The 19372-nt window shown below is 34.8% G+C and carries 18 protein-coding genes; 13 read left to right on the plus strand and 5 right to left on the minus strand.

What is annotated here, in order from left to right; translation table 11 throughout:
- The first annotated feature begins 53 nt into the window (after positions 1-53).
- The 3 genes from Q9Q97_RS05600 to Q9Q97_RS05610 all read left to right on the plus strand — a co-directional run bounded on the left by Q9Q97_RS05600 (position 54) and on the right by Q9Q97_RS05610 (position 1921).
- A complete protein-coding gene (locus Q9Q97_RS05600) occupies positions 54-407 on the plus strand; it encodes a helix-turn-helix domain-containing protein (RefSeq protein WP_306155426.1) in 354 nt (117 codons plus the stop codon).
- A 183-nt stretch (positions 408-590) separates the two neighbouring features.
- Positions 591-791: a hypothetical protein gene (locus Q9Q97_RS05605; protein WP_306155429.1), complete on the plus strand. Its 201-nt coding sequence runs from the start codon at positions 591-593 to the stop codon at positions 789-791.
- A 182-nt stretch (positions 792-973) separates the two neighbouring features.
- The gene (locus Q9Q97_RS05610) at positions 974-1921 is read left to right on the plus strand and encodes a hypothetical protein (RefSeq protein ID WP_306155431.1); all 948 of its coding nucleotides are present in this window, start codon (positions 974-976) and stop codon (positions 1919-1921) included.
- Positions 1922-1938: 17 nt separating this feature from the next.
- On the opposite strand, the gene Q9Q97_RS05615 is transcribed toward Q9Q97_RS05610, so the two are convergent.
- A complete protein-coding gene (locus tag Q9Q97_RS05615) occupies positions 1939-2970 on the minus strand; it encodes an SDR family oxidoreductase (protein WP_306155433.1) in 1032 nt (343 codons plus the stop codon).
- Positions 2971-3228: 258 nt separating this feature from the next.
- Here Q9Q97_RS05615 and Q9Q97_RS05620 point away from each other — a divergent pair, with 258 nt between their 5' ends.
- The 4 genes from Q9Q97_RS05620 to Q9Q97_RS05635 are packed head-to-tail and all read left to right on the plus strand — an operon-like array spanning position 3229 to position 5105.
- Entirely contained in the window at positions 3229-4233 is a 1005-nt protein-coding gene (locus Q9Q97_RS05620) for an SDR family oxidoreductase (protein WP_306155435.1), read from the plus strand.
- A gap of 20 nt (positions 4234-4253) precedes the next feature.
- Positions 4254-4445 carry a hypothetical protein gene (locus tag Q9Q97_RS05625; protein WP_306155437.1) on the plus strand — a complete coding sequence of 64 codons (192 nt, stop codon included), beginning with the start codon at positions 4254-4256 and terminating at the stop codon, positions 4443-4445.
- Between the two features lie 2 nt (positions 4446-4447).
- Positions 4448-4690, plus strand: a complete 243-nt coding sequence (locus tag Q9Q97_RS05630; RefSeq protein WP_306155439.1) for a hypothetical protein — start codon at positions 4448-4450, stop codon at positions 4688-4690.
- A 43-nt stretch (positions 4691-4733) separates the two neighbouring features.
- Positions 4734-5105, plus strand: a complete 372-nt coding sequence (locus Q9Q97_RS05635; protein WP_306155440.1) for a hypothetical protein — start codon at positions 4734-4736, stop codon at positions 5103-5105.
- Positions 5106-5208: 103 nt separating this feature from the next.
- Here the strand turns inward: Q9Q97_RS05635 and Q9Q97_RS05640 are convergent, their stop codons facing one another.
- Together Q9Q97_RS05640 and Q9Q97_RS05645 are read right to left on the minus strand one after the other, a co-directional pair.
- Complete coding sequence (locus Q9Q97_RS05640) at positions 5209-5646, minus strand: hypothetical protein (RefSeq protein WP_306155442.1); 438 nt, start codon at positions 5644-5646, stop codon at positions 5209-5211.
- Positions 5647-5819: 173 nt separating this feature from the next.
- Complete coding sequence (locus tag Q9Q97_RS05645; protein WP_306155446.1) at positions 5820-6110, minus strand: hypothetical protein; 291 nt, start codon at positions 6108-6110, stop codon at positions 5820-5822.
- A gap of 250 nt (positions 6111-6360) precedes the next feature.
- Here Q9Q97_RS05645 and Q9Q97_RS05650 point away from each other — a divergent pair, with 250 nt between their 5' ends.
- The 3 genes from Q9Q97_RS05650 to Q9Q97_RS05660 all read left to right on the plus strand — a co-directional run bounded on the left by Q9Q97_RS05650 (position 6361) and on the right by Q9Q97_RS05660 (position 10217).
- A complete protein-coding gene (locus Q9Q97_RS05650) occupies positions 6361-7041 on the plus strand; it encodes an SRPBCC family protein (RefSeq protein WP_306155448.1) in 681 nt (226 codons plus the stop codon).
- 180 nt (positions 7042-7221) lie between these two features.
- A complete protein-coding gene (locus Q9Q97_RS05655) occupies positions 7222-7878 on the plus strand; it encodes a DUF6766 family protein (protein ID WP_306155450.1) in 657 nt (218 codons plus the stop codon).
- A 158-nt stretch (positions 7879-8036) separates the two neighbouring features.
- Complete coding sequence (locus tag Q9Q97_RS05660; RefSeq protein ID WP_306155452.1) at positions 8037-10217, plus strand: hypothetical protein; 2181 nt, start codon at positions 8037-8039, stop codon at positions 10215-10217.
- 61 nt (positions 10218-10278) lie between these two features.
- Here the strand turns inward: Q9Q97_RS05660 and Q9Q97_RS05665 are convergent, their stop codons facing one another.
- The gene (locus Q9Q97_RS05665) at positions 10279-11448 is read right to left on the minus strand and encodes a zinc-dependent alcohol dehydrogenase (protein WP_306155454.1); all 1170 of its coding nucleotides are present in this window, start codon (positions 11446-11448) and stop codon (positions 10279-10281) included.
- A 197-nt stretch (positions 11449-11645) separates the two neighbouring features.
- Between Q9Q97_RS05665 and Q9Q97_RS05670 the strand changes: the two genes are divergently transcribed.
- Complete coding sequence (locus tag Q9Q97_RS05670) at positions 11646-11819, plus strand: hypothetical protein (RefSeq protein WP_306155456.1); 174 nt, start codon at positions 11646-11648, stop codon at positions 11817-11819.
- Positions 11820-11983: 164 nt separating this feature from the next.
- The gene (locus Q9Q97_RS05675) at positions 11984-15247 is read left to right on the plus strand and encodes a CheR family methyltransferase (RefSeq protein ID WP_306155458.1); all 3264 of its coding nucleotides are present in this window, start codon (positions 11984-11986) and stop codon (positions 15245-15247) included.
- Positions 15248-15594: 347 nt separating this feature from the next.
- Here the strand turns inward: Q9Q97_RS05675 and Q9Q97_RS05680 are convergent, their stop codons facing one another.
- The gene (locus Q9Q97_RS05680) at positions 15595-15855 is read right to left on the minus strand and encodes a hypothetical protein (RefSeq protein WP_306155460.1); all 261 of its coding nucleotides are present in this window, start codon (positions 15853-15855) and stop codon (positions 15595-15597) included.
- Between the two features lie 136 nt (positions 15856-15991).
- Here Q9Q97_RS05680 and Q9Q97_RS05685 point away from each other — a divergent pair, with 136 nt between their 5' ends.
- Positions 15992-19252, plus strand: coding sequence for a CheR family methyltransferase (locus tag Q9Q97_RS05685; RefSeq protein ID WP_306155462.1), 3261 nt, complete (start codon positions 15992-15994; stop codon positions 19250-19252).
- Positions 19253-19372: the final 120 nt, after the last annotated feature.

A 19372-nucleotide genomic window follows, 5' to 3' on the forward strand; every position in this document is an offset into this window, starting at 1 on the left:
TTGTGAAAATCAATACATACTAGTATTTTTACAATATGTATGAGAGAAAAACAATGCCCAACTTAAATTGCGGACTTGACCTAATAGGTGAAGTATTATACGGCAAATGGAAAATACGCCTCCTTTGGTTTATTAATGAAGGACATAAAAGACCAAGCGAGTTACAGCGCAAAATTCCTGATGCTTCGCGCAGAGTCTTGAATATTCAGCTTAATGAACTGGAAGAGCATCAACTTGTGGTTAAAAAAATATATCCTGTGGTGCCTCCAAAAGTAGAATACACCTTAACAGAATTTGGCGAGAGTTTAATTCCTGTTATCGGAGCTTTAGGCCAATGGGGAGACAAAAATCAAGAAAGATTAAAGGCATTGATCGTTAAAAAATTTAACGACTTTCCGAATCTTTAAATTCATTATTTTCTCAAACTCAAATATATTCTTCTTGCATATTATTAGAATTTAACAAATGATAATTCAGCAATTTTTTAAAAAAATCATATAAAAAACATGAATCCGTAGATTGTAATTTTAGTATAAGCTAATTGAGATAATTAGACATATCGATATTATTTACTAAAAAAATTATGCAACATGATATCTGAAAATTTCTATAGAGAAAATCAGGAGCCGTGGAGTGATTTTACCTCCGAAGAAGAGCTGTTACTGAGTTATGAAGATTATCTGGCGGAAAGCTCCTCTTATTCGCTTAAAGCCGAAAATCACTATGATGTTGAACTCGATGATCTTAATGCGGAATATGATGAAAATGATTGGGAAGAAGAAGAAGAATAAAATAATGATTAATCATACTTGCTCCAAAATTTTGGGCTAGTAGTGAAATACAACATTGCGGATTGTTAAAATCTCTGCACTTCTGAAAGCATCATTCTTTCAGAGCATTTTTAAATTATTAGAAATTACTTTCTCAGATCTAGAGATTTGAAACTTAAAATGAACTAAACTTTCTAAATGTGATGCGAAAAATTTTACATATTCTGATTCTGCTGTTTTCGTGTGTATGTTTTCCACAGAAATACGATGCAAAAGTCGCATTTGCCATAGAAACTTATGCTTACATTCGAGGACAGAATGCCGCGCTTCAGAAAGTGGCGCGAGAGTTTCCGCATCTTAAACCCAAAATATCTGAAACGCAAAAAGACTTAAAAAATGTTTTTGGACGAACTGAAAAAAATCTTAACCAATTTTTTAAAGAAGAACTCAGCCGTTCGCAGATCGATTCGATACAGATACGTATTGATTCACTTCTTAACCAACAGCTTTCAAATCCTATAGAAAAAGAACAGTATGCGCACGATTTTCTTTTAAATGTAAAAAATAGATCTCATCACAGCAATCATGCGCTGCTTCCAAAGGGAATTCTTTCGTTTAAATATCACGATGCTCCTCATCAAGAAATTACCGATGGACATATTGACGTTTTTTCTTCAGAAAATCATCCAAAAGCAGAGAATACTTCTATAAAGATTCCTGTTCCAAAAAGTTGGCTTGCTCAAGAAGCTGAGATGCCAGAAACTATTCAGCAGTTTACTAGTTGTCATGGAAATGGAATGGAAAAAATGCTTATTGTAGTATATGATTTGCCCAAAGAACTACATGGAATTGGACTAAATGAAAAATCTGTTGCCACTTTTCTGTCACCGCAAACTAAATTGATTCGCACAGAAAACATAACTATTGATGACACTCCAGGTTTGATGATAGAAGTTGAGGAATTGATAAATTATCAAAACGAAAATATGAAAATAAGAATGCTGCAATTCATGTTTTTAGATCAACAGAAATTGTACTGCTTGCAAGGCAGTATCGGACCTACGGATACTGACGAAGATCTTGGCATCCAGATAAAAAAATATGAACCGCTTTTTCGCCTTATTGCTTCTAGAGCAGAACTGGACGATTAATAATTTTGCATTTTTAATTAGTCTTTGTTCTTCTTGCTCTTTTTGTATGCTTTCATTCTTTCGTCTGCTCCATCGTCAATACCACGCCCTTCTGGCATTGGCTTATATATGGAACCTTCTGTATTTGGAGTTGAAGGTCCTGTCTCGATCATGTATTTCTCAACCATATTGCCTCCGAGCCGTTCCGAGAAACGAGGAAATACATTAGCGCTAAATGATGAAACCTGAGCCTTCCAACCTACTGGCACTATTTTCTTTGGCCTAAGGGATTTTCTTAGAACAGCATTAACAACTTTTTCAGGCTCATCCATCATCGCCATTTTCGGTTCTACGCCTGTATAATTCGCAGCGTGCTTCCATATAGGAGTATCAACCGCCCACGGTTCGATTGTAACTACTTTTATTTTGTCGTAGCCATTAAGTCGCAATTCCTGTGAGAAAGCCAGATCTAAACTTCTTATGCCAGCTTTGGTTGCAGAATAACCACTCTGATAAGCAAGCGGAATCTCCCCCATAACTGATGCTACATTTATAAGCACACCTTCTTTTTGTTGTATAAATTGCTCAACCGCTATTCTGCTGGCATAGAAAAAACCTTTTAAATTAACATCTATCACTCGCATTTGATCCTCAATCGGAACTTCCCAAAACCGACCAATTGCCGTAATTCCAGCCATATTAATCCAAACATCAATTGTAGAATACTCTTTTAAGGCTACTTCTTTTACTCTTTGCACATCTTCCAGTTTGCTAATATCCATTGTAACAACAACTGCATGACCGCCAGATTTACGTATGGTATCGGCAACTTCTTCTAAGAGGTCGGTTCGTCGGGCTGCAAGAACAACATTGGCTTTATATTTTCCGAGCTGTTCTGCTATACCGCGTCCCATTCCGCTTGAAGCGCCAATAATAACATAGGTTTTAGCAGAAATTTTTTTCTGCCCCGAAGTACCCACTTTCCATGTTGTACAACTTGTCAACAGTACAGAAAACAAAACCAAAGTACAAAACGATTGTAGTATCTTAAAAATAGTATAGATTTTCATAAGCGCACGATGTTTAATTTTAAACTCTTCTTGGTTCAGTTCTTATTATGAAAATATTACTTGTTTTTCATTTTTATGTTATATGATTCAATTCATTAGTTTGCAAGATTTCAATTCTTAACATCGTATGGAGAATCTTTAAAACACCTTCCAATAAGGCATATTATATAAAACTGCATTAACAATAATATAAATTACTGATATTCAAGTTTATTAATTTTAAATTCATTAAGAATCAAACCTTTAAATGAATTAATTATGAGTGACAAAAAGAAAATATCCAGACGCACTGCTATAACAGGCATGGGAGCAATTTGTCTCACCACTGCCTTTACCCCTGTTTTAGGTGCCGATTTTAAAATCGATGAAAACGATTGTTCTACAATTCCTGAAGATCCGCAGACAAAATACCCTCGTCCGCCTTTTAAAGAACAAAAACAGCCTTGGCCAGGATTGGTTAGCAAAATGGATCCGAGACCCGACCATGGTGAAAAAAGCTATAAAGGCTCAGGCAGACTTAAAGGCCGTAAAGCACTTATAACTGGAGGCGATTCTGGTATGGGTAGAGCGGCTGCCATTGCTTATGCAAGAGAAGGTGCAGATGTAGCCATAAATTATTATCCTACCGAAGAAGAAGATGCTAAAGAAGTCATCCAGCTTATTAAAGCCGAAGGAAGAAAAGCGGTGGCTATTCCTGGAGATTTGCGAGATGAAAAATTCTGCATTTCATTGGTAGAACAAGCTGTAAAAGCACTTGGAGGTTTAGACATTTTAGTAAACAATGCCGCAAGACAGCAGACACACGATTCTATTCTGGATATTACCTCCGAAGATTTTGATGCTACAATGAAAACCAATATTTATGCTCCGTTTTGGACTATAAAAGCGGCACTTCCGCATCTTAAACCAGGTTCTTCTATAATTGGCACAAGTTCAGTTCAAGCATACACTCCTACTGAAGATTTATATGATTATGCACAGACCAAAGCGGCAACGACCAATTATATAAAATCACTTGCGAAACAATTGGCTCCAAAAGGAATCAGAGTTAATGGAGTTGCGCCTGGTCCGGTATGGACACCGCTTCAAGTTAGTGGCGGTGCCACGATGGAAAAACTGAAACAATTTGGAGGACAAACACCTTTGGGCAGACCTGGACAGCCAGTCGAACTGGCCTCTATTTATGTACAGCTGGCTGCTGAAGACGCAAGTTACGCGACTGGACAAATCTATGGTTCTAGCGGCGGTGAAGGAAATCCTTAATCACTTAAAACAATAAAGTCATGCCTTGGTACAATGGAGATTATCCGCCCTCTTACAAAAACCAGCCGAAAGCACTTAGAGAAAAAGCGGTTGAAATAGCCAATGCGCTGCTTTTGGATGGCGCCGAAGAGGGAATTGCAATTGCAACGGGACTTAAACAAGCCCGCGAGCTTTTGAAAAATCATAAAGAGAAAACAACTAAAAAAAATTAGTCATGAAAAATAATCAAAATGAATTAGAAAAGGACGGTAACGAAAATACCAATCAAAATGCAAACAGTGCCTATAGCGGCTCTGGAAGCATGCAACCTGGAGGCAGTACGGGCGAAGCTGGACGCCTCAATGATTATCCTGAAGAAGAAGCTGATGACAAAACAGCTAAAGACGATACCAGTAAAAATACGGAAGGAAAAAGTATAGAAGAAGCAACAGATCCTTCTAAACTTAGTAAACTTTAAAATATTGTAAATCAATTCTATTAACCCACTAAATTAAATAATTATGTCAAGACAAGATTATGATAACTACGATCAGGAAGATTTTAGTTATCACGCCGCAGATCACTCGGCAAGCGACTCAATAAATTCTGAAACTATGGAGAAAAAAGATCCAGCTATCAATCAGCATGAGGATAGTTCGCAAAGACACAAGTATTCAGAAGATCATTTTGAAAGTGACGACAATACTGTAAATCATCATTCAGAAGAAAATACAAATGACACTTCAGATCCTTTTTTTCAAAAAAATGCTCCAATAGCACAGGATCTTGATGAAGAATTAAAAAATGAAAAGGATGATGATTTTGACAATGATGCCAACAGAAGGACTTTAGATGAAGAAAAAGCAGACGAAGATGATGATGACGATTATTAAATCATTTCTTGTTTTTGAATTTTTAGTACTAAAGTTCCAAAAATAAAACCTGAAAGGAAGTTCTCTTCTTTTCAGGTTTTATTTTATAATTTGATTCAAATAATTAATCTGCAACGTATTTATTATTCCAATACAGCATTAATAAAAATGAAACGATAATGCAGGATGCCGTTCCTTCAAAAAACAAAGAAAGACAATAAGAAGTTACAGAAGGTTCTCCTCCAAACATGAAGGCTTCAGATAAAGATTTTACATATTGGTCGCCGCCTTTAGCATAACTGTAAATCATTAGCGCTACAATACTTACTACAACAGCTGTAAAGGAAGTTACCATTGCTGATATAAAGTTTGGAACGAACTCATTTTTTCCTTCGGCAAGATTCATTTGAAGGGTTCTGTTGACACCATAAAAGATGAAAAGAACATTTAAAAGTCTTAAATAAAATAGATTGGAAAGATTTAAAAGTTCCATTAGAACAAAGAACACTGCAATTCCTGCAAAAATCAAAAAGCCGTTTATTATTTCTTTGGGTAATTTCATAATTGTATTTTTAGTTAAACAAATAATCTTTTGTATTACAAACAATTACAAAATAACTAAACATAAAATAAGTACAATTTTACGATTGTGTTTATTCCTTATAAAATGCCCATTTTTAAAGCAAAAAACTCTCAACACAAAGTCAAGAGTTTTTTTTAATGTGGTTTGGAATATTATTTAATAGAGTCAGTTTTAATATTCTGATTCCCTTTTTGAGTAGATCCTGCTGTTCCAGAACCCGTTGATCCCTCACCTGTTGCGCCTGTAGTACCATTTTTGCCATTTTCATCTGAATTTAAAGTAGCAGACGAATCTAAAGCTGGACCAATTGTATCTACAGACATATTCATTGTATCTGTTTCAGTACCATTTGGATCTACAGTATTATTTTCATTCTTCTTGCATGAATACACAATTGCTGTTAGCATAAGCAGCATTGCTAATGTTTTCCAAATCTTTTTCATAATTTAAAATATTTCGGTTTATAATATTTCAAAAATAAAATACTGATTTACAGCATTCTTACATAATTTATTGAAGTATTTACAGAAATCAGAGAATGCAACTTTTTTTCACTCATGTAAAATCTGTAAATCAAATAGTTAATCCTGTAAAAAATAATTATGAGACTGTCGGAAATTTGTTAATGAGCTAAAAATCAGCAAAAATTGATATCTAAAATCTAACAAATTATACTATTTTAAATCAACAGCTATGAACACAACCGTATCAACGAAACAAAATCAGGCATCAAAGCCTTTTTTGAAAAACAATGTATCAACTTTAGAAAGGGTTTTAATGGTAACAAGCGGTGCTTACTTGCTTTACAACGCTTTATCTAAAGAAAATAAAAGCATCACTCAAGCAGGTGCCGGAGGTGCAATGCTTTTAAGAGGAATTTCAGGGTATTGCCCTGTATATGATGCCGCAGATCATTTGATGAATGATAAATCTTCAAACGTAAATATTAGAGTTACAAGTGTTATTGATAAACCTGTTGGCGAAGTTTATGATTTTTGGAGAAATCTGGAAAACTTACCAAAGTTTATGAATCATTTGGATTCTGTACGTACAATAAGCTCTACAATATCGGAGTGGACAGCAAAAGGTCCAGCTGGAATTGGAAAAGTATCTTGGAACGCCGAAATTGTCAGAGACGAGAAAAATCAGCTTTTAAGCTGGAATTCTATCGAAGAGTCTTCTATTAAAAATGCTGGAAAGGTAGTTTTCAAATCGAAAGGAAGAGCTACAGAAATTGATGTTACTATCTCTTATCACGCTCCGCTGGGAATTGCCGGTGAAAGTGCTGCCAAACTTTTAAATCCTTATTTTGAAAAAATGGTTAAGGATGATATTTCTAACTTAAAAGTATATCTGGAAACAGGACAAGCATAAAATGTATACTCTCATTTTTTTGTATTTTTTTTTAGATAAGACGTCTTCATTTTATGGAGGCGTTTTTATTTAAGCAAATTATGAAACTGATCTTCAATGCAAAACCTATAAAAACGGAAGAAAATCTTATAAAAAACACAACGTTATTTTTTTTGAAATTTGATATAAATAATAAAAACTATGAAGGCATTTTTTAAAAATAATGGTCTGGGTATTTGTTTTTTGACTTTGTTTATCGCGTCTTTAGCAGGACAAGTTTTATTAGGTTTTCGGGAACATAATAAAGAACTTATTTATGAAGGAGCAGCCGTAATATCCTTGGCTTCTTATTTTACATCTGGACATTTTTTTCAATCGACTTTTGAAAACTGGGAAAGCGAGTTTTTACAAATGGCCTTGTTTGTTGTTTTTACGATTTTCCTAAAACAAAAAGGTTCCTCCGAATCTAAAAAAATAGATGAACCAGAAGAAGTCGACCGCGAACCAGATCCAACCAAAAAGGATGCTCCTTGGCCTGTTAAAAAAGGGGGGGTTATACTCAAAATATACAAACACTCTCTTACTATTGCTTTATTAGCACTTTTTATCATATCTTTTATTATCCATTTTTATGGAAGTCTTAAAGACGAAAACGAACAGCTTTTAAGAAAAGGAGAACCATTGGAAACAGTATCTACTTACATCGGAAATTCAAGATTTTGGTTTGAATCCTTTCAAAATTGGCAAAGCGAATTTCTTTCTGTTTTCGCCATCATTATGTTGTCAATTTACCTTCGCCAGATTGGCTCTTCACAATCCAAACCCGTAGACGCACCACATATGGAAACTGGAGAGTAATTTTTTACTGGTCAGTGGTCAGGTTTTTAGTGATCAGTTATCTTCTAAATAACTTGATTACTTATAATCTCACCATGATTACCACAAAAAACTGAACGCTAAAACTCTGAATACTCAACACTACAAATTGAACACTAAAAATCTGAACACTGAACACTATGAACACAATTTCACCATGGACTGCAACAGTGCAAACTGATATAGACAACAGTAAACCGCTGATTACAAAACAGAAATCAGGATATACTTTTGAATTTTACAGCATCAGAGATTCTTTTTGGGTTGTTGCTTTGGGAACAAAAAAAGAACGAATTGCTTTTCGCATGGCGTATGCTTTAAACAGTTTTTTTGAAATTAATTCTATTACCGATTCAGAAAAAGAAATCAATATTAAGCTTCAGACAGAATTAGGAAAATATGAAATCACGTTCGATTTTCCAGAATCAGAATCGCATCTGTTTCATTATAAAACTTCGTTTGAAGCTTATCTCCCGCTTACAATTCCGTTTTGGCCGCGTGACATACTTCTTCTTACACAAAATGGAAATATAGAAAACACAGTTGGAAAAATCCATGTTAAACAAGTCGGCACGAGATCTGGATTGCTGTTTGCAAGTATTACAAAACCGAAAAAGTGTACGCTGTTTTACTTTCAAAACCTTACCGCACTTTCAGACTATTGCGAAGCAACGAAGACAACGGTAAATGAATCCGTAAACGGAGATTGGCCAGAAATAGGATTTCAGCTCCCACAAGCACTTGAAGAACCGCTTCCAGCTGGAAAAAAATTTATTATTTCTGATGCTTATGTTTTACTTGGAGATGAGACAAAAGAGGATCCTTCCAAATTGTGTATGGATTATTTAGAAAGTGTGGCGCAGATTTATAAGCTCATTCCACGTCCCGAAACAGAATATCATGACTGGCTCGAAATCACGCAGAAAACCTTATCGCATTTGGAATACAATAAAGGCTGCTGGACGCAAACCAATGGTATTCCGTATCTCAATGCCTATTTATGCGATTACGAAACACCAGCCGAGAGTATGGTGCAATTGGCTGTTTTAACACCGCTTAAGGAATACGAAAAATGGAAGTCTGAAACCTACCGTTTATCTGAAGATTTACGTAGCGGACTTTCTACTTTTTATGATGAAAAAATAAAAAGCATTACCCGTTGGCTTCCTGCGCTCCATAACAAACTAGATCAATCTGAAGAGCAGAAGAAAGACACGACAATGGATTCTTGGTACCTGCATCATCCGCTAATTAATTTGGCTAGACTTGCTATTTCTGGAGATAAAAATGCCGAAAAACTAGTTTTGGATTCTATTGATTTTGTTATAAAAGCGGCACACCATTTTGAGTATCAATGGCCTGTTTTCTATAACGTAGAAACTTTTGAAGTTATAAAAGAAGAAACTCAGCCGGGAAAAGGAGGCGAAAAAGATGTTCCAGGCGCTTATGCTCATTTAATGCTTTTAGTCTATCATTTGACAAAAGAAAAACGCTATTTAAATGAGGCAGAAAAGTCAGCGAAACAGCTTAGCCAGTGCGGATTTGATATTTTCTATCAGGCTAATAATACGGCTTTCTCTGCCAATGCTTTATTAGAATTATATAAAATCACGAATAAAGGAATTTACCTCGAAACGAGTTATATGTGTCTTGCTGGACTCTTCAAAAATGTGCAGCTTTGGGAATGTAATTACGGTTTCGGAAAATTCTATAATAATTTCTTTTCTATTTTTCCTTTAAATGATGCGCCATATACGGCAGCTTACGAAGAAATGGAAGTTTATACCGCGTTAAGAAAATACATCATTCAGGCGAAAGACGTAGATATTCTGCCTGGTCTTAGAATTCTGCTTCCTGAATTTGTAAAATATGCTGTAAACAGAATTCCGTATTATTATCCTTCTATGCTGCCCAAAGAAATGCTTTCAGAAGAGGTCAAAACAGGAGAAATCCAGCCTGATTTATATGCTCCTCTTGAAGACTTATATGTGGGTTGGGAACAAAGCGGACAAGTTGGTCAGGAAGTTTATGGCGCTGGTGCTGCTTTTGCGGTTGTGCCGAGACAATATTTTAAAGTAGATGATAATCTAATGGTTTTTACAGATTATCCGGTCAGCAGTTTTACGAAGAGAAAAAATGCTGTTTTTCTAAAAATAGACGGCAATGAAGAAATGCAATGCAGTTTAAAAATTATTTTAAAACAAAATATCAAAACACTGCAGGTATTTCAGAATGACGTACAGCTTTTATATCTCAGTAAAAATGCTAAAATGCAGGAATACAAAATTAAGGGAAAAGCTAAAATTAGAATAAACTGGTAATTATGCAGATAGAAAAATAAAGGCAAAGTTCTTTTTCATGATCAGAACTTTGCCTTTATGATTATTTCCAAGGATCTAAAACTACTTTTACGCAGTTGTCTTCTTTCTTTTTGAAAATGTCATAAGCATGTGCAATTTCGGATAACGGAAGTCGGTGCGTAATAATATCGTCCAATTTTACTTTTCCCTGAACAACATATTCCAAAAGTTTATCAATATGTTTGTGCGCTGGAGCCTGACCTCCTTTCAAAACAATACCTTTATCAAAAAATTGCCCTAACGGAAAATTATCATAATTCACAGGATATACACCTAGTACAGATACGATTCCATTTCTTCTTACTGCACTCATACAAGCTTCAAGGACTTTAATCGACCCTTTTTCAAAATTGATGGTAGCTTTAATGCGATCTCCTAAATTTCGGTCTGGCTCAAAACCTACTGCATCTATACAAACATCAGCACCGCGCCCGTTGGTCATGGCTCTAATTTGTTCAATCACATCTTTTGGGCCGTCTCCCCAAAGTAAAGTAACAGAATCTGTAGTGGCTTTTGCTTTGTCTAATCTGTATTGCAGTGTATCTACAATAATAACCAATCCTGCACCGCGAAGCCACGCACTTTTGGCAGCCATAATTCCTACCGGACCAGCTCCAAATATAGCCACTGTTTCTCCGCCTTTTACCTCTCCCCAATCGACTCCTGTATAACCTGTTGGAAAAATATCGGTCAAGAATAGCACCTGTTCGTCTGATAAATCTTCAGGCACCATTCTCGGACCATAATTGGCATACGGAACTCGCACATATTGCGCTTGTCCTCCATCATAACCGCCATACAAATCGGTGTATCCAAAAAGGGCGCCACCTTTTTGAGTAGCAATGCCGCCTTCTGGCCCATAATGTTCTGGATTACTGTGTTCGCAATTTCCTGGAGAATCATGCTCACAGAAAAAACAGTTTCCGCAGGCAATCGGAAAAGGCACTACAACCCTATCGCCTCGTTTTAAGTGTGTAACTGTTGATCCTGTTTCTTCTACGATTCCCATAAACTCATGGCCTAAAACCATGGGGCGTGGCTGCGGAAATCCTCCTGAATAAATATGAAGATCAGAACCGCAAATGGCCGTAGAAGTTACTTTTAAAATTATATCGTCTTTTTCTTTTAATATAGGATCATCGACTGTATCATATTTGATCGAGCCTGGTCCGTGTATCACTGCTGCTTTCATAAATAACTATTTTAAATTACAATCACTAAATAACTATATATTAAAAAGTTATACTTATAATACTTTAATCAATAATTACATAAATCAAACGCTGATCGCAGACCTTAATCCATTAAATCCTGTAAGTTCTCTCTAAAAAAGTATAATACTTATAAATCCCTATTTTATGAATTTTGTCATAAATCGTATAATCAATTATGGAAACAAAATTTAAGAAAGGACAAAATGTCAAACAGGAGTTTGGCGGTCCAATAATGACGGTAATTGGTTTTGAGCCAGAACTTATCGAAAATATTATTACCCAATGGGAAGATGAAGAAGGAACTATTATTACAGGAAAGTTTATGGATTCTGTTTTAGTAAAAGCTTGAAACTTATATTATCAACTCAGAAACTAATAAAAAGCCTTTAAGGAAATCGAATGAATTGAATGGAAAAGTTAAAAATAATAGTATCTTTAAACTTATGAATTACAAATTTTAGAGGCATTTTTTATCCCTATATTTGTAATGCATACTTTTTTCAATGCTAATGTATGATCTTGCAAAATAAATTTCAAACCGAAGATATTTCTCAAAATTTAATAATAACGGCTATAGCTGTTTCTACAGGAGATTTAGATGTTTTAAAAAAAATAACAGCACAAATACCTGAAGATTCGGATATGGCTTTTGTCATTATTCCGCAGCTATCCTCCTATCCGTCAGCTGAACTAGTTGAAGCAATAAGTCAAAATGCAAAAATTCCAGTTTCAGAAATTATAAGCGGAATCCATTTTCAGCCAAATACTATTTCTATCGTACCAGAGAATAATTATCTGTCTGCGGAAGATGGAATTTTGAAAATGCAGCATATAACTCGTATTGATAAAATTACGACGCCCATCGATATTTCCTTTGAAGCTTTAGCCAAAATATACAAGGAGTTTTCAATTGGTATTTTGCTTTCGGGAACATCGTCTGACGGCACGCACGGATTAAAGAAAATAAAAGAATTTGGCGGCACCGCCATAGTGCAAAATCCAGAAACCGCTGTTCATAAAACAACGGTTCAAAATGCTATTGAAGCCGATGCGGTCGACTTTGCTCTCACTCCAGAAAATATCATACCGCATTTAACGAGCATTCGTAAAAGTTATCTTTATAGCGATGAGATGGATATTCCTAAAAAAGAAGATGGGGTTCTAAAGCAGATTTTAAATCTTATTTTGCAAAAAACAGGAAATGATTTCCTTCATTATAAAAAACCAACTATTTTAAGGCGCATTAACCGTAGAATGGTGGCTTTAAAAAAAGAAAACATTAGTGATTATTACGACATCCTCCGCAACGATAAAAATGAACAGGAACTGTTAGCCAACGATTTAATAATTCCTGTGACTTACTTTTTTAGAGACGAAGATTCTTTCGATTCGCTTTCTAAAACAATTCTGCCTCAATTAATAGAAAACTGTACCGATAATACATTACGTATATGGACAGCAGCGTGTTCAACGGGAGAAGAAGCCTATTCGCTTGCTATAATTATCTGTGAATATTTCTCTCAGCATAACATCAAAGATATAAAAGTCCAGATTTTTGCTTCAGACATATCAGAGAAATCCATTGCCAAGGCGAGATCTGCCGTTTATTCTGCGCAAGATGTTCGCGATATTTCTGAAACCCGATTAGAAAATTATTTTACCAAACGCGAAGGACATTATCATATCAATAAAGTAATTCGCGATATGTGCGTTTTTGCGAGGCATAATTTTATAAAAGATCCGCCTTTTGCTAAAATCGATTTGGTTTCCTGCCGAAATGTGATGATTTATCTGGATTCATTTTTACAGGAAAAAGTGTTGGGTTCTTTTCATTATTCTTTAAAAGAAAAAGGATTTCTTTTTCTTGGCAAGTCAGAGTCGGCAAATACGGCTTCTCATTTGTTTGAAACGATTGTCAAACAGGATAAAATTTACGCTAAAAAATTTACTCCTGCCCGTTATGTTCCGCAGCCGTTTAAACCGATTTATAATACTATAAACCGCCAGACAGCAGTTCAAAGCGGTGAGGAAATCGATTTTAGAAAAATAGCCGACGATATTCTATTTTCAAAATATACACCAGCCAGTGTTATTATTAATGAACATTTAGAAATTGTTCATTTTCATGGCGATACTTCTCCATTTTTATTGCCTGCACCAGGAAGGCCTAATTTTAATGTTTTAAAAATGGCTCGCGAAGGAATTGGTTTTGAGCTTCGCAATGCGATTTCTGAAATTAAAAAAAATAGAGAAAATATACTTCACGAAAACCTTACGGTAAAAGACCAGAATTATCAGGCTTCTTTTGAGATCCTTACACTTTCTAGTGACCAAGATCATCTTATGATTCTGTTTCATAAATGTCCGCTTCCTGAAACGGATTTGGATGCGAAACCGAACAAAAAAAATGCAGATCAGCTTCGAATTGCTGAACTCGAAAAGGAATTATCGCAATTGCGTGATGATATAAAAAAGGTTACCGAAGAACAGCAGATTGCTTTTGAAGAACTTCAGACAACCAATGAAGAGCTTTTAAGCAGTTCAGAAGAACTTCAGGCGCTTAATGAAGAACTGCAGACTTCAACTGAAGAACTTCAGTCCAATAATCAGGAATTGATGTGCACCAATGACGAACTTTTGGATCGTCAAGAACAGCTGCTTTCTATGCGCGATTATGCAGAATCTATCGTTCAGACTATTCGAGAGCCTTTAATTATTATTGATAAAGATTACACTGTAAAAAGTGCCAATCCAGCTTTTTACAAATATTTTGGCACAACTGATAAAGAGACGGAAGGATTTTCTTTTTTTGAAATTGGAAACTCTCAGTGGGATATTCCTGATTTTAAGAATCTAATCTTACAAATGGCAGTTCAAAAACAGGCGATTGAAGATTATAAATTACAGATTTCCTGTCATGAAACAGATAAGAAAACCTTAATGGTCAATGCCCGTTTGCTCCAAAATGCGAAACAGGACGGAATGGTTCTTTTAGCATTTGAAGATATTACAGATTTACTAGAATCAAATGAATTGTTGAACAATAGAAATACAGAATTGCAGGTTTACAACGAGCAGTTAGAAAACTTTACCTCTGCGGCAAGCCATGATCTGCAGGAGCCTCTCAATAAAATTTACATGCTTTGCGAAAGGATTTTTGATAAAGAAAAAAGTTTATCAGAAAATGGAAAACACAATCTGCAGCGTGCGATGTATTCGGTAAAAAATATGAGTCAGTTAATTACCGATCTTATCAATTATTCGAGAATAAGTTTTAACGAAAAAAAATCAAAAAAAACCGATTTTACCCTTCTACTCAAAAAAACGCTCAATGATATCAAAGATTCTATTGAAGAAAAAGAAGCTGTAATTGAACTTGCTATTGAAGAAAACAGTATACATGCCATTAATTTTCAAATACAGCAATTGCTAACGAATTTGATTTTAAATTCAATAAAATACTCTAAAGAAGATGTTGCGCCTCAAATTAAGATTGAATCTGTAAAAGCAACGTCGGAAGAGATAACAAAACTAGCAGGAAATCCAGAAATCGAATACGTCAAAATTACTGTTAGCGATAATGGCATCGGAATCGGCAAAGATTTTGAAAATCGCATTTTTGAGCCGTTCTACAGGCTCCACAGTAAAGATGAATATTCAGGAAGCGGTCTAGGACTTACTTTGGTCAAAAAAATTGTTTCCAATCATAATGGTTTTATTCAAGTTGATAGCACCGTAGATGTGGGCACTGCTGTAAGTATTTTTCTTCCTTCTTAGTACTAGCTTTAGAGTCCCTAGTCTTCAGTCCTTAGTTCCCAGTCCTTGTTTTTTTTTAGCATTAGCGTTAGCCTAAACTAAGGACTAGAGACTAGGGACTATTGACTAACAGCAAAATGGGAATTATGAAAATCTTTATCATAAATATACAAGAAGCTCTCCAAAAGTAAGATTATATTTACTTGAAAAGATATCAAATCAATCTTATAAAACGATCTAATATAGAATGCTGTAATCAACCTCATAAATAAGTCCGGAGTGTGCATTTACAGTATCTATGACAGCAATTGAAAAAAATCAATAAAGTCTACTTTTAATCAAATAGACTTTATTGACGAAAAAATCCATTACGGTCTTGTTCTAATAGAATCTTGACTTTGTGGAGTCTTGTTTACATTTCCAGACTTGACCGTTTTTCCTTTTTTATCAGTACGCTGTCTGTTGATTGTATCTCCCTTTTTAGTAGTGGAGCTTTTTTGTGTTTTTGTAGGATGTTTACTTTTCGTGTGAGTAGTATCCGTACTTTGTTTTTTCTGTGCAGGAGTTTCCTGAGCTGATGCAAATCCGAAAAATAGGATCATACAAAGGCATGCAATTACATTTTTCATAGTTCGATTATTTAATTAATAATTTGATTTTCAAAACAATAACTTTTGTTTGTTGCAAATTTTAAAGTTTTAGAAGTCTGTTTTTTACACCAAACAACATTTTAAATTATAAGATTGCCATAAACCTTGTAAACAAATGAAAACTAATGAAGTAACATCAGAAAAAATTACTCAACATAATTTTCCCGTTGTAGCCGTTGGAGCAGCAGCAAAAGAAATTGATTTATTAAAAAATGTGCTTTCGCATTTCCCAGCAAATTCGGGAATGGCTTATATTATTTTTGAAGATTTGTCTTCGCCCCAATCAGAAAATCTTGCAGCGACACTTTCCGCAGATTCAAAAATGCCGGTTGTTGAAATTATTCATGATATTAATATTCAGCCCAACACTATTTATCTTATTCCTGAAAATAATCTCCTTGTTGTAGAAAACGGGATATTACAACTAAAATATACCAACCGAAGCAACAAAACCAACAATTGTTTCGATATCTTTTTTGAAGCAATAGGCGAAACTTATCAGAAATACAGTGTAGGTTTAATGCTCGCTTGGACTCCTTTTGACGGATCTACAGGTCTTAAAAAACTAAAAGAAGCTGGCGGCACTACGGTAGCCGTTGTTTCTAAAGGCGGATTTGTGCAAAATGAAACCACAACGGCCTATATCGATCATTTTGTTTCTGCTCATGAGGTTACAAGCCAATTACGAGACATTCATAAAAGTAAAATACTGACGCACTCTTATGAAGAAAACGAAGCTATACCAGACGAACAGGAGTTGTTTGAACAAATTGTTTCTATACTGCTGCAAAAAACAGGAACCGATTTTCAGCATTATAAACATACTACTTTGCGCCGAAGAATTGCAAAAAGAATGGTGGCAACTAAACAGGAAACTATAGAGCGGTATTTGAATGTATTGAAAAATAATGAAGCTGAGCAAGATTTGCTTTTTAATGATTTATTAATTCCTGTAACGTACTTTTTTCGCGATCAGGAAGCTTTTGACAATTTATGCAAAAATACATTTCCATCACTAATAGATAATATCACGAGTGGAACAATACGTATCTGGTGCGCCGGATGTTCTACAGGAGAAGAAGCTTATTCTATTGCGATCTGCATTCACGATTATTTGGAGTCTGTAAACAAAACAGCTGTAAAAGTTCAGATTATTGCTTCTGATTTATCTAAAAAATGCATTTCAAAAGCTCGTGCAGGAGTTTATAGTTTACAGGACGTAAAAAATATAAGCGATGCCAGACTCGAAAAATATTTTAATAAAAAAGACAATAGTTTTCATGTAAACAAAGTTATTCGCGATATGTGCATTTTTGCCGTTCATGATGTGACCAAAGATGCTCCTTTTGCAAAAATTGACTTTATTTCCTGCAGAAATGTATTAATATACTTTGATGCAGATTTGCAAAATGATGTCTTGGCGTCGTTTCATTATGCACTTAGAGATAACGGAATTTTATTTCTGGGAAAATCTGAATGGGCGCATCACGTTCCACATTTGTTTACAGCAATTGACAAAACAGATAAAATATACTCCCGTAAAAAAGTACCGCAGCTTCAGCCTAAAGAAAAATTTCATTCAGAATATCCTGTGAATATTAGCATTAAACAGCCTATTCAGACAGATTCAAATGAAAAAGATTATAAAAAAATCGCTTCAGATATACTTTTAGAGCAGTTTTCTCCTGCGACAGTAGTCATTAATGAAGATTTGGAAATTGTTTATTTTCATGGTGACACCAGCCCATTTTTACAGCCTGCTTCGGGAAAACCAAGTTTTAATATTATAAACATGGTGCGTGACGAACTCAAATTTGAACTGCGCAATTATATTTTGAAAGCCCGAAATGAGAAAAAGAATTTTTCTGGTGAATTTACAGCTATAAAAAATCAATCTTTTATGACCTCTTTTGAGGTAATTTATCTTCCTAATCATCCAGAATTGCTGCTCATTATATTCTGCAGAAAAATCAATAATCTAGATAAAACCGAACGGACGCAAGGCGTAGATCCAGATTATACCAAACAGATTGAAAAGGAATTAACACAGCTTAGAGGTGATTTTAAAAAAGTAACTGAAGAACAGCAGATTTATTTTGAGGAACTCCAGACTGCTAATGAAGAATTATTGAGCAGTACAGAAGAATTGCAAATCATCAATTATCAGCTTGAAAATTCGACTGTCGAACTTCGATCCAACAATGCAGAACTGTCCTGCATTAATGATGAATTAAAAGAACATAGAGAAGAACTGGCTTCTATGCGCAATTTTTACGAATCGATTGTTAAAACCATTAGAGAACCTTTGATTATTATTGATAAAAATTATGTCGTAAAAAGTGCCAATCCCGCTTTCTACGAGTATTTTAAAACTACAGAAGAACATACGGAAGGTTTTTCGATTTTAGAAATAGGAAAGTCACATTGGAATATTCCTGCTTTTAAGGAATCCATATTAAAAAAAACCACACAAAATGAAATTGTAAAAAGTTTAAAATTGCAGTTTGATTTTGATATAATAGGGAAAAAAACAATTTTAATCAATGCCTCACCTATCGTAAATTCCGCTCCAGCGGGAATGATTTTAATTGCGCTGGAGGACATTACCGAATTAGAGCAGAGCAATGAATCTTTAAAAACTAAAAACGCTGAACTGCAAGCGTACAATAAACAATTAGAGTCTTTTACTTCTGCGGCAAGCGAAAGTCTGCTGGAACCTATCCGTAAAATTTATATGTTTGGAAAAAAGGTTTTAGACAGCGAAAAAACAGTATCTGAAACTGGAAAATACAATTTGAACCGTCTCTTAAGTTCGGCCAATAATATGAATCAGCTTATTGTAGATGTTATCGAATATTCGAAAATAAATTTTAACCGAAAAGACAAAGACTTTAAAAGAACCGATTTAAATGTGGTACTGAAGAAAACCGTTAATGATCTTAAAACTGTCATAAACGAAAAGAAACCAGTTATAAATCTAGAGCCCTTGCCTACTCTTCACGTTATTCCTTTACAAATGCAACAGCTTTTTTCGCATTTAATCATCAATTCTATTAAATATGCAAAAGAAGATGCTGTTTCAGAAATTACAGTTGGAGCAGAAAATGTGGCTCCAGAAGAGATAGTAGATTTTGGAGCTAATCCAGAAGTAAATTATGTAAAGCTATTTGTAAGCGATAATGGCATTGGTTTTAATAAAGATTTTGAAGCGCTTATTTTTAATCCGTTTTATAAACTGCAAAGCAATGACGCACAATACGGAAGTGGACTCGGATTGACTTTGGTTCAAAAGATTGTCTATAATCATAAAGGATATATAAAAGTCTGGAGCGAACCCAATAAAGGAACAACAGTTTCTATTTATTTGCCTTTGTAAAAGCATTTTAAAAGATAATAATAAATCTGTTGGATAAAATTCAAGCCGTTTGAAATTTACCCAAAAGAATCCGAAGGATTCAAATATTTATAGAATTTGTGCTACATCGCGAATATGCCC

Source organism: Flavobacterium sp. DG2-3, assembly GCF_030730925.1.
Classification (GTDB): domain Bacteria; phylum Bacteroidota; class Bacteroidia; order Flavobacteriales; family Flavobacteriaceae; genus Flavobacterium.

Bases quoted from the DNA above. Each gene is read 5' to 3' on its own strand.
- Q9Q97_RS05600 (WP_306155426.1), top strand. From the start codon at position 54: ATGCCCAACTTAAATTGCGGACTTGACCTAATAGGTGAAGTATTATAC.
- Q9Q97_RS05605 (WP_306155429.1), top strand. From the start codon at position 591: ATGATATCTGAAAATTTCTATAGAGAAAATCAGGAGCCGTGGAGTGAT.
- Q9Q97_RS05610 (WP_306155431.1), top strand. From the start codon at position 974: ATGCGAAAAATTTTACATATTCTGATTCTGCTGTTTTCGTGTGTATGT.
- Q9Q97_RS05615 (WP_306155433.1), bottom strand. From the start codon at position 2,970: ATGAAAATCTATACTATTTTTAAGATACTACAATCGTTTTGTACTTTG.
- Q9Q97_RS05620 (WP_306155435.1), top strand. From the start codon at position 3,229: ATGAGTGACAAAAAGAAAATATCCAGACGCACTGCTATAACAGGCATG.
- Q9Q97_RS05625 (WP_306155437.1), top strand. From the start codon at position 4,254: ATGCCTTGGTACAATGGAGATTATCCGCCCTCTTACAAAAACCAGCCG.
- Q9Q97_RS05630 (WP_306155439.1), top strand. From the start codon at position 4,448: ATGAAAAATAATCAAAATGAATTAGAAAAGGACGGTAACGAAAATACC.
- Q9Q97_RS05635 (WP_306155440.1), top strand. From the start codon at position 4,734: ATGTCAAGACAAGATTATGATAACTACGATCAGGAAGATTTTAGTTAT.
- Q9Q97_RS05640 (WP_306155442.1), bottom strand. From the start codon at position 5,646: ATGAAATTACCCAAAGAAATAATAAACGGCTTTTTGATTTTTGCAGGA.
- Q9Q97_RS05645 (WP_306155446.1), bottom strand. From the start codon at position 6,110: ATGAAAAAGATTTGGAAAACATTAGCAATGCTGCTTATGCTAACAGCA.
- Q9Q97_RS05650 (WP_306155448.1), top strand. From the start codon at position 6,361: ATGAACACAACCGTATCAACGAAACAAAATCAGGCATCAAAGCCTTTT.
- Q9Q97_RS05655 (WP_306155450.1), top strand. From the start codon at position 7,222: ATGAAGGCATTTTTTAAAAATAATGGTCTGGGTATTTGTTTTTTGACT.
- Q9Q97_RS05660 (WP_306155452.1), top strand. From the start codon at position 8,037: ATGAACACAATTTCACCATGGACTGCAACAGTGCAAACTGATATAGAC.
- Q9Q97_RS05665 (WP_306155454.1), bottom strand. From the start codon at position 11,448: ATGAAAGCAGCAGTGATACACGGACCAGGCTCGATCAAATATGATACA.
- Q9Q97_RS05670 (WP_306155456.1), top strand. From the start codon at position 11,646: ATGGAAACAAAATTTAAGAAAGGACAAAATGTCAAACAGGAGTTTGGC.
- Q9Q97_RS05675 (WP_306155458.1), top strand. From the start codon at position 11,984: ATGATCTTGCAAAATAAATTTCAAACCGAAGATATTTCTCAAAATTTA.
- Q9Q97_RS05680 (WP_306155460.1), bottom strand. From the start codon at position 15,855: ATGAAAAATGTAATTGCATGCCTTTGTATGATCCTATTTTTCGGATTT.
- Q9Q97_RS05685 (WP_306155462.1), top strand. From the start codon at position 15,992: ATGAAAACTAATGAAGTAACATCAGAAAAAATTACTCAACATAATTTT.